At 42.6% G+C, this 15,129-nt stretch carries 14 protein-coding genes; 2 read left to right on the forward strand and 12 right to left on the reverse strand.

Annotated features, from left to right (window positions below):
• Positions 1 to 23: 23 nt before the first annotated feature.
• Positions 24 to 1,364 carry a 23S rRNA (uracil(1939)-C(5))-methyltransferase RlmD gene (rlmD, locus tag BTO21_RS09840; protein ID WP_045029267.1) on the reverse strand — a complete coding sequence of 447 codons (1,341 nt, stop codon included), beginning with the start codon at positions 1,362 to 1,364 and terminating at the stop codon, positions 24 to 26.
• Positions 1,365 to 1,484: 120 nt separating this feature from the next.
• On the opposite strand from rlmD, the gene barA reads away from it, so the two are divergent.
• Entirely contained in the window at positions 1,485 to 4,271 is a 2,787-nt protein-coding gene (barA, locus tag BTO21_RS09845) for a two-component sensor histidine kinase BarA (protein ID WP_045029266.1), read from the forward strand.
• Between the two features lie 108 nt (positions 4,272 to 4,379).
• Here the strand turns inward: barA and acpS are convergent, their stop codons facing one another.
• The 11 genes from acpS to rpoE form a co-directional block, all read right to left on the reverse strand.
• The gene (gene acpS, locus BTO21_RS09850) at positions 4,380 to 4,760 is read right to left on the reverse strand and encodes a holo-ACP synthase (protein WP_045029264.1); all 381 of its coding nucleotides are present in this window, start codon (positions 4,758 to 4,760) and stop codon (positions 4,380 to 4,382) included.
• A complete protein-coding gene (pdxJ, locus tag BTO21_RS09855; protein ID WP_045029262.1) occupies positions 4,760 to 5,491 on the reverse strand; it encodes a pyridoxine 5'-phosphate synthase in 732 nt (243 codons plus the stop codon). Before pdxJ ends, acpS begins: the two co-directional genes overlap by 1 nt.
• Positions 5,488 to 6,198, reverse strand: a complete 711-nt coding sequence (gene recO, locus BTO21_RS09860) for a DNA repair protein RecO (RefSeq protein ID WP_045029261.1) — start codon at positions 6,196 to 6,198, stop codon at positions 5,488 to 5,490. The genes pdxJ and recO overlap by 4 nt, the downstream gene beginning before the upstream one ends.
• 8 nt (positions 6,199 to 6,206) lie before the next feature.
• Positions 6,207 to 7,112, reverse strand: coding sequence for a GTPase Era (gene era, locus BTO21_RS09865; protein WP_045029259.1), 906 nt, complete (start codon positions 7,110 to 7,112; stop codon positions 6,207 to 6,209).
• A complete protein-coding gene (rnc, locus tag BTO21_RS09870) occupies positions 7,109 to 7,783 on the reverse strand; it encodes a ribonuclease III (RefSeq protein WP_045029257.1) in 675 nt (224 codons plus the stop codon). Before rnc ends, era begins: the two co-directional genes overlap by 4 nt.
• A gap of 15 nt (positions 7,784 to 7,798) precedes the next feature.
• A complete protein-coding gene (gene lepB, locus BTO21_RS09875; RefSeq protein ID WP_045029256.1) occupies positions 7,799 to 8,698 on the reverse strand; it encodes a signal peptidase I in 900 nt (299 codons plus the stop codon).
• A 143-nt stretch (positions 8,699 to 8,841) separates the two neighbouring features.
• Positions 8,842 to 10,638 carry a translation elongation factor 4 gene (gene lepA / locus BTO21_RS09880; protein WP_045029254.1) on the reverse strand — a complete coding sequence of 599 codons (1,797 nt, stop codon included), beginning with the start codon at positions 10,636 to 10,638 and terminating at the stop codon, positions 8,842 to 8,844.
• 75 nt (positions 10,639 to 10,713) lie between these two features.
• Positions 10,714 to 11,211, reverse strand: a complete 498-nt coding sequence (locus BTO21_RS09885) for a SoxR reducing system RseC family protein (protein ID WP_045029253.1) — start codon at positions 11,209 to 11,211, stop codon at positions 10,714 to 10,716.
• A gap of 2 nt (positions 11,212 to 11,213) precedes the next feature.
• Positions 11,214 to 12,200, reverse strand: coding sequence for a sigma-E factor regulatory protein RseB (gene rseB, locus BTO21_RS09890; RefSeq protein ID WP_045029251.1), 987 nt, complete (start codon positions 12,198 to 12,200; stop codon positions 11,214 to 11,216).
• Positions 12,200 to 12,847: an RseA family anti-sigma factor gene (locus BTO21_RS09895; RefSeq protein WP_045029250.1), complete on the reverse strand. Its 648-nt coding sequence runs from the start codon at positions 12,845 to 12,847 to the stop codon at positions 12,200 to 12,202. Before BTO21_RS09895 ends, rseB begins: the two co-directional genes overlap by 1 nt.
• A gap of 32 nt (positions 12,848 to 12,879) precedes the next feature.
• On the reverse strand, positions 12,880 to 13,452 hold the full coding sequence (rpoE, locus tag BTO21_RS09900; RefSeq protein WP_045029248.1) for an RNA polymerase sigma factor RpoE: 573 nt from the start codon (positions 13,450 to 13,452) through the stop codon (positions 12,880 to 12,882).
• 522 nt (positions 13,453 to 13,974) lie between these two features.
• Here rpoE and nadB point away from each other — a divergent pair.
• The coding region (gene nadB, locus BTO21_RS09905) for an L-aspartate oxidase (RefSeq protein WP_105026785.1) at positions 13,975 to 15,129 on the forward strand (1,155 nt) is incomplete at its 3' end.

The raw sequence follows: 15,129 nt of genomic DNA on the forward strand, positions 1-15,129 counted from the left end.
GGCAATAAATATAATTGCTGTCACTATTTTTTCTGCTTTTTTTGAACCTTTACAAATAATGCCATGGATTCTAAATGACCCGTATGTGGGAACATATCCAACATACCCAACCGCTCTAACTGGTAACCTTTTTGCAATAGCACTTGGCTGTCACGCGCCAATGTTGCCGGATTACACGACACATACACCACTTTATTAGGGGCGAGCTTAACCACATGTTGCATTACACCAGCAGCACCAGCACGTGCAGGATCTAATAAAATTTTATCAAATTGCTCTTGTGCCCACACTAATTTAGTTACGTCTTGTTCTAAATTGGCTTGATAAAAAGTAGCATTATATTGTGCGTTTGCTTGAGCATTGTCTGTGGCGCGTAAAACCATATCATCAATACCTTCGACCCCAACCACCGCTTTCGCACGCTTGGCTAATGGCAAACTAAAGTTACCCAAACCACAGAATAAATCTAATACCCTATCTTGGGGCTGAACATCTAACCATTCGATAGCTTGAGCGACCATTTTAACATTTACATCACCATTAACTTGAATAAAGTCTTTCGGTGAAAAGGTCAATTTAAGGCCGTCAATGTCATAATATGGTTGTTCACCATAACACTGCACTAATTCATCGGTTTCCGGTGCTAAAAACAGCATCACATTATGTTTGGCAGCAAATGCTTGAATAAGTGCACTATCGTCAGTATTAAAAGGCGCTAAATGGCGAATCAATACCACACAGCCATTATCAGCATGAGTCAATTCAAGGTGGCCAATGAATCGACGTCCTTTTAGGCTTTGTAATAACTCACGTAATGGCGGCAATAAATCATTTAATGGCTGTGCTAACACGGGACACACGTTGACATCAACAATGTCGTTACTTTGCTTTTTACGGAAACCAAACTGCAACTGGCCATTATTTTCAACGCGAACCGCAAAGCGAGCACAACGACGATAATGCAGCGACTCACTAATGATTGGGGGTTGTTGAATGCAATCTGCTTGATCCATAACAGCAAACTTTGCCATCAATTCACTTAGCACTTGTTGTTTAGCAATAACTTGACCTTGATGCGATAAATGCTGCAAATTACAACCACCACACTGGTCATAGATCGCACAATGGGGTTTAATACGGGCATTACTGTCTGAAAGGCGTTTAATTACTCTAGCACGAGCGTAATTTTTTTTATCTTCAGTTAACTGCACCACTGCGGTTTCAGTGGGAAGTAAACCATCAACAAAGACAGATTTACCATTTAAATGACCAATACCTGCACCTTGGTGATCTAAGCGGCTAATCGTGATTTCTTTATGCTTGGTATCAGTTGTACGTTTTTGAGGCTTAAAAAAGCGTGCCATAGTGTTTTGCTCATCGTTCAGACATTGAGTATTTGTTGCATAGTCCTAGTTTATTTAAACTAGGAATATAGATGGGTGCTAATTCTCCCACAGAATCGCTTGCTTGTAATTAAGAGAACCATGACCAAATATGGACTTCGTGCCAGGGTCTTTACCCTGACATTAGCACCGACACTAATCATCGGCCTGTTATTAAGCGCTTTTTTCACCATGAGCCGCTATCAAGATCTCGAACATCAATTGATTTCGACAGGAACAAGTATTATAGAGCCGTTAGCTATTGCGGCCGAATATGGCATGACCGAAAAAAATCGGGAGGCGATTCGGCGCTTAATTGGCTACACCCATCGTAAGCATTCCGATATTATTCGCAGTATTGCGGTATTTACTGATCACAATAAAATTTTTGCAACCTCCAATTTTCATCGTAATTTTGCCTCATTTATGTATCCCGATGATAAGCCAATCCCGCGCTTACTTGATACCCAACTGAACGATAACACCCTCATTTTGCGCACCCCCATTTTGACGGAAGGCCAGTTTGGTACCAATACTAGTGCCAGCTCACTCGGTAAACCGTTAGGCTATATTGCGATAGAACTCGATTTAAGTTCATTACGGTTACAACAATATCAAGAAGTGTTTACCGCCTTAATGGTGTTACTACTTGGACTAAGCCTATCGTCATTGTTTGCTTATCGCTTAATGCAAGATGTCACTCGTCCTATCTCACATATGATCAGTGTCGTTGATAGAATTCGACGTGGTCACCTAGATGTTCGTATCGAAGGACAATTATTGGGCGAACTTGATACCCTTAAAAACGGCATCAATGCGATGGCAATCTCGCTGTCTGAATACCATATTGAAATGCAGCAAAGCATTGATCAGGCAACCTCCGATTTACGCGAAACCTTAGAGCAGCTTGAGATTCAAAACGTTGAATTAGATATTGCCAAAAAACGCGCTCAAGAAGCGGCGCGGGTTAAATCTGAATTTTTAGCCAATATGTCGCACGAATTACGTACCCCACTTAATGGTGTGATTGGCTTCACCCGTCAAATGCTCAAAACTAAACTCAATAGCAACCAACAAGATTATCTACTAACGATTGAAAACTCAGCCAATAACCTCTTAACAATCATCAATGATATTTTGGACTTCTCAAAATTAGAAGCGGGTAAATTATTATTAGAAAATATTCCGTTTGATTTCACCGATGCCCTTGATGACGTAATGCGCCTCCTTGCGCCAAGCGCCCATGAAAAAGGTTTAGAATTAACCCTTAAAATAGATACCCGTATTCCTCCCGGTTTAATTGGCGATCCACTTCGTATTCAGCAGGTTGTGACCAACTTAATTGGTAATGCGGTCAAGTTTACTGAAACCGGTAATATTGATGTCTCAGTCGAACTTAAATCTGAGCATGACAATAATATTGAATTACAATTTATGGTGCGTGATACTGGTATCGGTATTTCAGAGCGCCAACAAGCACAGTTATTCCAAGCCTTTAGCCAAGCGGATGCCAGCATCTCACGTCGTTATGGTGGTACTGGATTAGGGCTCGTGATCACCCAAAAACTGGTGAGTCAAATGGGCGGTCAAGTCAGTCTAACCAGTCGCCTCCATCAGGGTTCAACCTTCTGGTTCAGTATTCGCATGCACAAAACGGATCTGCCAGTATCACAACTAATAGATACCTCATCATTAACCGGTAAAAAATTACTGTTAATTGAACCTAATATGCAAGCGGCCTCAGTCGTTCAACAGCGATTAATCAATGCTGGCGTTCATGTCACTTATCGCTCAACCATGCCTGATGATATTGAGCACCATGACTTTGCTTTATTATGTTTATCGCCCTGCGAACAACCCCCAATGGCAGTGTTATTTGATCAGATTTTTAAAGCCGAACAAATTGCCGAGAAAGTCTTAGTTTGTTTACCGACAACTGAACTCGCTTTATCTGAAAAACTCACCAATACTGGCGTTGAAATCTGTCTTGGTAAACCGATTGCCTCGCGTAAATTATTTGAAGCCTTATGTGACAATGACGATGATAATAATGAACCAGAATTGCCCGTTCTAACGACACCGCAAGAACCAATTCAACCCCTAACCGTGATGGCGGTGGATGATAACCCTGCCAACCTAAAGTTAATATCAGCCCTATTAGGCGAGCGTGTTGAAACCGTAATTACAGCAACGGGGGGTAAAAAAGCGGTCGAATATGCCCATCAAAAAGCCTTTGATTTAATCTTTATGGATATTCAAATGCCAGAAATGGATGGCGTTACCGCTTGCCAAGAGATACATAAAATCAACCTTAACCACAATACGCCAATTATTGCGGTGACTGCCCATGCGATGGCTGGTGAACGGGAGCGATTAATCAATGCTGGCATGGATGATTATCTGACTAAACCGATTGAAGAGCATATTCTGCAACAAATTTTAGCTAAGTGGATCCACCCAACCGATCATTACGGCGCGGTATTAACCGCACCACAAAGAGCAACGGTCGAGATTATTCAATCATCACAAGAGTCACCCGTGGCCATCGATAACAGTATTAGCTTTGATTGGGCATTAGCGCTTAAACAAGCTGCTGGCAAACAAGATTTAGCGCGTGATATGTTGCAGATGTTGTTAGATTACATGCCGGAAGTGGAATTATTAGTCAATGAAGCACTGGATGGCAAACCTGTTGAATTATGGCCTTCAATCCATAAACTCCACGGTAGCTGTGCTTATAGTGGTGTTCCGCGCCTGAAATACCTCTGCCACACTATCGAAACCGAATTAAAAGCGGATGCAGTCATGCCTGATATCGAACCAGAGCTGTTAGAGTTGATTGATGAAATGGATAATGTGGTTAAAGCCTCAAAGCAATATCGGCGTTAATCCTTTTCCGCTTGATACCAAATCGTGGCACACAATAGAGCCATAAAAAAACGCTAGCCTTATCAGCTAGCGTTTTTTATTTTTTATATTGTCGCTATCACACTAGTATTAACGTTCAATAATCACCGTAGCAACAGCATAACGGCGTTCATCAGCAATAGTTAGGTGCACATGTTGGCCCCCCATGGCCGTTAGCAATGCTAATGCTTGACCAGAAAAAGCCACCAATGGCTTACCGCGTTCATCATTAGTAACCGTAAAATCTTGAAAAGAGACCCCACAAGCGATCCCTGTACCTAATGCTTTAGACGCCGCTTCTTTAACGGCAAACCGCTTCGCCACAAACCGAGCCCGTAATTTTAAACGATAATATTGTTCAAGTTCTGAGGCTGATAACACCCGTTCAGCAAAACCATCACCGGTGCGAGCGAGTACTTTTTCAATCCGCTCAATTTCAACAATATCAGTCCCTAAACCTAAAATAGCCATTAGCCACGCGCTTCTTGCATCAATAAACGCATATCAGCCACCGCTTTTTCAAGACCATCAAACATTGCTCGACCCATAATAGAGTGACCAATATTAAGCTCATACAGCTCAGGTAATGCAGCGATAGCTTTAACGTTATGGTAGGTTAAGCCATGACCAGCATTGACTTTAATCCCTAAACTCGCAGCGTAAGTAGCTGCGGTCGCAATTTTTTCAAGTTCAGCCGCTTGTACTTCTTCGGTGGTTGCATCAGCATAATGACCAGTATGCAATTCAATAAACGGCGCACCGGTTGCAAGTGCAGCATCAATCTGGCGCTTATCTGCATCAATAAACAGTGACACTTTAATGCCCGCCGCAGCAAGCTTTGCAGTGGCTGCTGTGATTTTTTTACATTGACCAGCCACATCCAAGCCACCTTCAGTGGTCAACTCTTCACGCTTTTCGGGAACTAAACACACATATTCTGGTTGCGTCTCTAACGCAATCGCTACCATTTCATCGGTCACTGCCATTTCGAGATTCATTCGCGTTTGCAATGTTTCTCGTAAAATTCGCACATCACGATCATTAATATGGCGACGATCTTCACGTAAATGCACCGTGATCCCATCAGCACCAGCACGCTCTGCAACTTCTGCGGCATGGACAGGATCAGGGTACCGCGTACCGCGAGCATTACGTAATGTTGCAATATGGTCGATATTGACACCAAGTAGAATGTTGTTCATTTTCCGATACTCCTTGCTCGAGGGATAAACAATTCCCGACTTTTTAATGGTTTTGAGCCAAGATACGGCTTTAAGGCCATCCGTGTAAAGCGTTTCGCCGCCCGAAGTTGCTCAGGAGTTTCAAAACATCTGGCTGCAATGGCTTTTAGTTCATCACCACGAAAAGTAAGTTGACTGATTTTCATTGAGGCGATAAATCCGTGTTGCTCGCGGTAGTTGTAAGTCATGCGATCATCGACCGCAAGCCCACTGCCAGCACAATGGAGAAAATCGATACCGTAGCCAAGATGATGCAATAAGGCGAGTTCAAAACGACGTAATGCTGGCTCTGGATTATCCGCTTGTGCAAGCTCACGCAACACATTCAAATAATCCAGAAACAACACTGGATAAGGGGTGTGATTTTCTAATACTCGCGCAACGACTTCATTAACGTACATCGCGGAATATAAAATATAACTGCGCAACGGCAGACCAATACTGATGGGTTCAGCATGGGTGAGAACAGGCATGCTACCTTTACCACTCCATTTAATAAACAATGGCGTGAATGGCTGCAAGGTTCCTTTGAGGTTAGAACGCTTACGGCGCGCTCCTTTTGCTAATAGGGTAAGACGGCCATGATCCTCGCTAAACACATCAAGGATCAGGCTCGTCTCACTATAATGACGATAATGAAGGACAAAACAACGCTGTAAGCCCTCCATTACTTTCCTTATAGATCGTCAATGTAACCTAAGCTACGCAGTGCACGTTCGTCATCTGCCCAACCTGATTTCACTTTAACCCAAAGTTCTAAATACACTTTACGTTCAAATAGATCTTCCATATCTAAACGGGCTTCACGGCCAATAACTTTGATCTTATCGCCGCCTTTACCGATCACCATTTTCTTCTGGCCTTTACGCTCAACCAGAATCAAACCATTGATATCAAATCCATTTGTGTCTGGATTGAAATCAAAACGTTCAATTTCAACCGTCACAGAATACGGTAACTCTTCACCCGTAAAGCGCATCAGTTTTTCACGAATAATTTCTGACGCCATAAAGCGCTGTGAACGATCCGTTACATACTCTTCAGGGAAGTAGTATTCACACTCTGGTAAATGTTCACGAACAATTTTTTCAATTGCAGCAACGTTAGTTCCTTTCTTTGCAGACATAGGAATAACATCAACAAACGGCATTTTTGCTGCTAATGCCTGCAAATGAGGGAATAGCTCATGTTTTTCTTTAATATTGTCGACTTTGTTGATCAGTAATACTGTTGGTAGCTCACTTTTAATAAGCTTATTCAGTACCATCTCATCATCAGCAGTCCACGTGGTGCCATCAACAAGGAATAGCACCAACTCAACGTCTGTTAATGAACTGCTCGCAGCACGGTTCATTAAACGGTTAATCACACGTTTTTCTTCAATGTGCAAACCTGGAGTATCAATATAAACCGCTTGAAACCCATCACGAGTGTCAACACCCATAATACGGTGACGTGTCGTTTGCGGTTTGCGTGAAGTGATAGACAGTTTTTGTCCCACTAAACGGTTAAGCAAGGTTGATTTTCCGACGTTCGGTCGACCAACGATGGCAATAAAGCCACAGTGTTGTTTATCTGTCATGATTCCAACTGATTAAGTGCAATTTCTGCTGCTGCCTGCTCTGCCTTGCGCCGACTGCCGCCCTTACCAATAACAGGTTCATCCAAACCTGAAACGTCACACTGTACGGTGAATTCTTGGTTATGAGCTTCACCTTGTACCTTAGTTACAGTATATGCAGGTAATGGTAAACGGCGACCTTGAAGACATTCTTGCAAGCGTGTTTTTGGATCTTTTTGGTTGATGCCAGGTTCAATCGTATCAAGACGTGATTTATACCAAGCCAATACGACTTGACGCACTGTCTCAACATCGCTATCTAGATAAACCGCGCCAATGATTGCTTCAACACAGTCAGCTAAGATCGAATCACGACGGAAGCCGCCACTTTTCAACTCACCTGGACCTAATAGTAAGTAGTCGCCTAACTCGAACTCACGTCCTAGCTCTGCCAATGTCTTACCACGGACTAGTGTTGCACGCATTCGGCTCATATCACCTTCATCCACAGAAGGAAAACGGTGATATAAGTCATCAGCAACAACAAAACTTAAAATAGAATCACCTAGAAATTCTAGGCGCTCATTGTGGGTGCCATTAGCACTGCGGTGTGTCAGTGCTAATGTCATCAACTCAGAGCTATTAAATTGGTAGCCCAGCTTACGCTGCAGCCTATTCGCTGGAGTTGTCATTTTCTCTCGATTATTTTATTTAATGCTACCGATACGATTAAAACGTACGCCGGTAGGGATCCAAGATGGAAGTAAACTATCAGGCTTGCGATCGAAATCAAAGCTCATCCAAATAGCCACCGCCTTGCCGACTAAATTCGCTTCTGGGACAAAACCCCAGTAACGACTGTCAGCACTATTGTCACGGTTGTCACCCATAACAAAATACTCACCTTTTGGTACAACCCACTCACCGATCCCTGGGCGAGGTACGTAAGCCATACGGTTATCACGTCGCAATGGATTGATCAAAATATGATGATTAATATCACCAAGATGTTCGTTAAATTCTATTAGACGCGCCATACCTTGAGTAAAGTCGCTATCTTTCATATCTGTTAATTTAACAGGCTTACAAACAGAAGTGCCTTTAGGCTGAATGCATAGTTGTTTGTCAGCGCTGTAACGAATCATATCACCAGGTAAACCTACTACACGTTTAATGTAATCAATTTTTGGATTTGGCGGATAACGGAATACAATCACATCACCACGTTTAGGCTCACCAGTATTTAAAAATTTATGGTCAAAAACAGGATCACGCAAGCCATAAGCAAATTTTTGCACCAGAATAAAATCACCAACATATAAGGTTGGTAGCATTGATTTTGATGGAATCTGAAACGGTTCATAAATAAATGAACGGAATATCATGATCAATGCAATCACAGGGAACATTGAGCTTGCTGACTCAATCCAACCCGGCTGAGGCGCAACACGTGCAAGTACTTCAGCATCAACTTGTCCACCCGCTTTTTCAGCTGCGGCTGCAATTTTTAATTGTCGCTTCGGTGCCCATAGAAATTTATCTAGCGCCCAAATAATACCAGTAAAGATCGTCGCTAAGACCAGTATTATTGAAAATGTATTTGCCATGTTATTCCTTAGGTTTAACGCAACTAACCTCGACAGTTAGTTTATTAGGTCTAAATTTTAACGCCTAAGTAAAAGAAAGTGCTATTTAACAGGTTAAATAAGCACTTTCTAATCATATCTAGACTGTTATAAACAAAGAAAGGTTACTTATCTTTGCCCACATGAAGAATCGCTAAGAAGGCTTCTTGTGGTAATTCTACATTACCAATTTGCTTCATGCGTTTCTTACCGTCTTTCTGTTTTTGTAGTAGCTTCTTCTTACGGCTAATATCGCCACCATAACATTTAGCGATTACGTTTTTACGTAATTGCTTCACGGTTGAACGTGCAATGATATGAGCGCCAATCGCCGCTTGAATAGCAATATCAAACATTTGACGAGGAATGAATTCTTTCATTTTCTCAACAACACCACGACCACGAGCCTGTGAGTTATCTTTATGAGTAATGATTGCTAGAGCGTCAACACGCTCACCATTTAGCAGAATATCTACCCGTACCATGTCTGATTCTTGGTAACGTTGGAAATTATAATCTAGCGACGCATAACCGCGCGAGGTTGATTTCAAACGGTCAAAGAAATCCAATACCACTTCTGACATTGGAATGTCATAAGTCAGTGCTACTTGATTGCCGTGATACACCATATCAACCTGCATACCACGCTTTTCAATACATAAGGTAATAACATTACCTAAGTATTCGCTTGGTACTAGAATATTACAGCGAGCAATAGGCTCACCCATAATTTCAATGTCGTTAACCGCCGGTAATTTAGCTGGACTATCAACATACAGCATAGTGCCGTCTGTTTTCTTCACTTCATACACTACCGTTGGCGCAGTAGTGATCAGATCAATGTCGTATTCACGTTCTAGACGCTCTTGAATGATCTCCATGTGGAGCATACCCAAGAAACCACAACGGAAACCGAAACCCAGTGCTGTCGAGCTTTCTGGCTCATAAAACAATGACGCATCGTTTAGACTTAATTTGCCTAACGCATCACGGAAGTTCTCGTAGTCATCAGATGATACAGGGAACAAACCTGCATATACCTGTGGTTTTACTTTTTTAAAGCCAGGTAATGCAACTTCACAGCCATTTTTAGCTTGTGTTAGTGTATCACCAACAGGTGCGCCAAGGATGTCTTTAATACCACACACAACCCAGCCTACTTCACCGGTATTTAATTCAGTAGTATCAACTTGTTTTGGTGTGAATATACCAAGACGGTCAACACCCCAAATTTGACCTGTGGTCATCACTTTGATTTTGTCGTTTTTCTTTAGCTTACCGTTTTTAACACGCACCAAAGACACAACACCTAAGTAATTATCAAACCATGAGTCAATAATTAGTGCTTGTAGTGGCGCATCCGGATCACCTTCTGGTGCTGGAATAGCTTCAACGATTTTTTCTAAAACTTCGTCAACACCAACACCTGTTTTTGCTGAACAACGCACAGCATCAAGGGCATCAATACCAACAATATCTTCAATTTCTTCAGCTACACGCTCTGGATCGGCAGCTGGAAGGTCGATTTTATTTAAAATCGGTACCACTTCCAAATCCATTTCCATCGCAGTATAACAGTTAGCTAGCGTCTGAGCTTCTACACCCTGACCCGCATCGACCACCAGCAATGCACCTTCACAAGCTGCAAGTGAACGCGATACTTCATACGAGAAGTCAACGTGTCCAGGGGTGTCGATAAAGTTTAATTGATAAGTTATACCATCTTTAGCCGTGTAATCGAGCGTCACGCTCTGGGCTTTGATGGTGATACCGCGTTCGCGTTCAAGATCCATTGAATCTAAAACCTGTGCAGCCATTTCTCGATCAGAAAGGCCGCCACAGACTTGAATTAGACGGTCGGATAAGGTCGACTTGCCGTGGTCGATATGTGCGATAATCGAAAAGTTACGAATGTGCTTCATGAATGGCGTGACTGCTCGTGGTTAAAATGAATGGGATCTTAAGATCAAGTTGTCGGATTCTACCGAATTTAAACGCTACTCGCTATCTTTCGATGCGGCATTTATCAGCTTATCTGCTGAAATGGGTAGCCCTAGCACTCGAATTAGACTTGGTTTGTAAGCTGCATCGCCATCTAATCGCTTGGCATAATACCGCGCAATCATCAATCCGACCGTGGTAGCAACCACGGCAGAAACAATAACACCGAGCTGACTACTGGCGGCTAAATCAATAAATATGTACTGACCGATTAAACTGCCGCCCACTAAAAACAGTAACGGCAACATATAAACCAGTAAGGCAGAACTGAGCATACTACGCTCAGACAAGCCAATTTCAACCACTTGTCCAAGGGTTATTTTTTCGTTAGTGCTGATATTTATCTGATGAGAACGCCCCGGCATCGCTTTACTAACAATACCGGTGCCACAACTATCGCGTGAAGCACAATGACCACAACTGGTTTCTTGCTGACAACTCACGGTTATCTGACCGCTATCAACGGCGACAACCGTTGCTAATGTTCGCATCATGATTATTTACTCGTTGGGGTAACCTCTGGTTTAATTTTATCAAAGGTTACATTTTCTGCAATTTGTCGTGCTGTTTCCGGTGGAATATCACCGACAACGGTAATTTCTTTATTACCATCAACGCGGGTGGTTAATGTGCGACGTCCTTGGCGAACCAATTGTCCTCGTCCCACAAAGTTATCGGCATCAGAAACATACACCGAGAAGCTAAATAAGCCATCACTGTACATTCGGCTTTCAACCGCACGTTCAGTTAATAATAGTCGATGACGATTACCGGCGATTAATGTAAAGCCACTCGGTAACCAATTTACGGTCCATTGCAATTTTTTCTGCGGCTGTTGTGGCAATTGTACCATAGCTGGCAGTTTAACTTGATCGAGCTTACTGAGCATTTCGGCAACTTTAGGATTCACGGCAAATGACACCACCCTAAATTGCTCAAGTAAATCCCCATCACGATCCAATAAATCAGCCCGCATCACCAGGTGAGTAGCTTGATCTATCCACAATAAATAAGAATAACGATTACCGTCTTTAGGCGCGACACGAATAACATCACAAGCGACACCCGCTTCACGCGCCCGTCCCATGGCAATAAAATCATAAAACTGAGCCAGTTTATCAATATTGGCTTTCATTAACGGCAATATTGGTGCGACCATTTTATTACTTTTGATCGTAAAAGGATCGAGCCCAGGCTCAAAGTAACTGACTTCGTCACCCCGTTGAATCACTTCTTGTGGCGGACCACTGAGGAACAACAAATGGGCATAACTTTGACCGTTCTCTAATGCATGTCGATAACGCAATGTATCAATGCTATTTTTCTTTACCCAAATGTAGGACATCTCATAACTAAGATCTTGACTGGCTCGGCCCATTTGATGCAACAAAGCCTCTGGTGAAGGTTTAACTGCTTCAGCAGAGGCTTGGAGTGGCAACAATAGGCTGACCAATGCAAGCGCACCGACCAGTGTTTTTTTCATTAATCCGCCACAGAATTATTAGAATGTAATCGTGAATTATCGATACTGCCATCTTCAGCATTAAAGCGAAGTTGGAGCTCATAATCTTGTAACATCGAGTTAATTCGACGTCGTTGTTCCATTAACTGTGATTCAGAAGGGGTCTGATTATTATCGACCATATTGGTATTTAAACTCACAGGTTCCGCTTTGCCCGTAAATGGGATCGTTTGTAGTACAGGCACATCATTACTGGTTGTTGTCGTAAGATTGCTGCCATTACCGTCATATTGTTGAACACCAACAATCACCGCCAATGAAACACATGCCGCCACAGCAACCTGACCAAACTGGGATAGCCAAGCGGGTAACGTCCGCTTCGCTGTAAATGGGGTCGGTTGTTCTTCAGTCATCATTGGCTGAACAATAGTCTCAATATTAGTAACTACTGCCCCAGTATGAGCCGGTTCAGCATCTAACGCTAACGCGACATTTCCTGCAATATTCCATTGTTTGCACTGCGGCGCATCGCCACGCATCACATCACCAATTAAGTTGAAGTCATGCCAGCTCTGCTCGCTATCTTTGTCAACGGTCAGCGCATTAATAATGCTCTGATCCAAATCTTCGCCATCAAGTAATGCCGAAATTTTTTCTTTATCAGCCATTTTTTCCACCGTTTGGTGCAACATTATTATTGCTACATAAGAGGACGAATGCGTTTTTCAACCGTCTCTCGTGCACGGAATATACGTGAGCGAACTGTACCTACCGGACATCCCATTACTTCAGCAATTTCTTCATAGCTTAGACCATCCAGTTCACGCAATGAGATCGCTGTTTTGAGATCGTCGGGTAGTGATTCAATCGTACTAAAAACAACCCGCTTCAGTTCTTCAGACAACATTAGGTTCTCAGGGTTCGAAATTTCTTTAAGCGCATTTCCACTTCCATAATATTCCGCATCTTCGGCATCAATATCGGATGCTGGCGGACGACGCCCCTGAGCAACTAAATAATTTTTTGCGGTATTAACAGCAATACGGTAAAGCCATGTATAAAATGCACTTTCACCACGAAACGTCGGTAAAGCACGATATGCTTTAATAAACGCTTCTTGAGCAACATCCGGTACATCACCAGAATTGCTCACATAACGAGAAACAAGGTTACAAACTTTATTCTGGTACTTAATAACCAGAAGGTTGAATGCTTGCTTATCTCCCCGCTGTACTCGCTCAATTAATACCTGATCAGTTTGCTGCTCGCTCATTCGAGCGTTTACTCCCATGTCTAACTGTTAGTAATATTGCATTCTTCTCACGATAATTAACGCCGATAGCGGCGGTAATTCGTTATTGATGCACAATGATTTATTTAGATTATCCTGCCACTATAAGCGTTAGTCTCACCGTAAATAAAACACTGACTTATGAAATATTTATGAGCATGAGCACTACATATGACTGATGGATAATGGCAAAGTTCCACCGTCAATAAAATAATTTTAGGTTTTCGTTACTGCTAGATTATTACCAGTAACTACGTTAAATAAAGATAAGATTTAACAACCCTAGTTATTTTACCTGAAATACCCACACTAACGAGGATCTGTCGCTGAAAAAAGTGAAAATTTACAAATGTATGACGTAGTTACCGCGCTAACATTTAACAAAAATGCCGATAGCATGCCGTATATTAATGATATTTACGTTACTCAAACCTAAACAAATATGCGTTTTAATAACAAATTTGGTAGCATGAAATAAGATTATCACATGGACATGAAATCACTATGAGCCCATCTCATCAACACGATAGCGACATTTTAGTTATTGGTAGTGGCGCAGCAGGACTATCACTGGCACTCCACTTAGCCCATCTTGGCAAAGTGACTATTTTATGTAAAGGGCCACTCAGCGAAGGAGCAACCTATTATGCTCAAGGCGGTATCGCTGCCGTTTTTGATGAATCAGACAGTATTGCATCCCATGTTGAAGACACCCTAATTGCCGGTGGTCATTTATGTGATAAAGAGGTAGTACAGTTTATCGCTGAAAACGCCAAGCAATGCGTGCAATGGTTAATTGATGGCGGAGTCCCTTTTGATCAAGAAGAAGCAGATAATAATGGTAACCCCCGTTATCACCTCACCTTAGAAGGTGGACACAGCCACCGCCGTATCCTCCACGCCGCTGATGCAACCGGTATGGCAATGCAAACCTCACTCCAAGAACAAGCCCGTCATCATCCTAATATCACTATTCTCGAACGCCATAATGCACTTGATTTAATCACTGAGAAAAAAATCGATCCACACTCGGTGACTAACCGTGCACTCGGTGCTTATGTTTGGAATAGAGAAAAAGAATGTGTTGAAACCTTAGCGGCTAAATTTGTGGTCTTAGCCACTGGTGGCGCATCGAAAGTCTATCAATATACCTCCAACCCTGATGTGTCATCCGGTGACGGTATTGCAATGGCATGGCGTGCAGGCTGCCGCGTTGCTAACCTCGAATTTAATCAATTTCATCCAACGTGCCTGTTCCACCCTAAAGCACAAACCTTTTTATTAAGTGAAGCTCTACGGGGTGAAGGTGCTTATTTACGCCGTCCTGATGGCAGTCGCTTTATGGTCGACTTTGATGAACGGGCTGAGCTTGCACCACGTGATGTGGTTGCACGTGCTATCGATTATGAAATGAAACGCTTAGGTGCTGATTGTATGTACCTTGATATTAGCCATAAGCCAGCCGATTTTGTTAAAAGTCACTTTCCAATGATCGCCGAAAAACTGCAAGGTTATGGGATTGATATCACCACCGATATGATTCCAATTGTACCAGCAGCGCATTATACCTGTGGCGGTGTGGCGGTGGATAAATCAGGTAAAACTGATATTGAAGGCTTATATGCTATTGGCGAAGTGAGCTATACCGGACACACAGTG

The sequence above is a fragment of the Photobacterium phosphoreum genome (assembly GCF_002954725.1).
Classification (GTDB): Bacteria; Pseudomonadota; Gammaproteobacteria; order Enterobacterales; family Vibrionaceae; genus Photobacterium; species Photobacterium phosphoreum.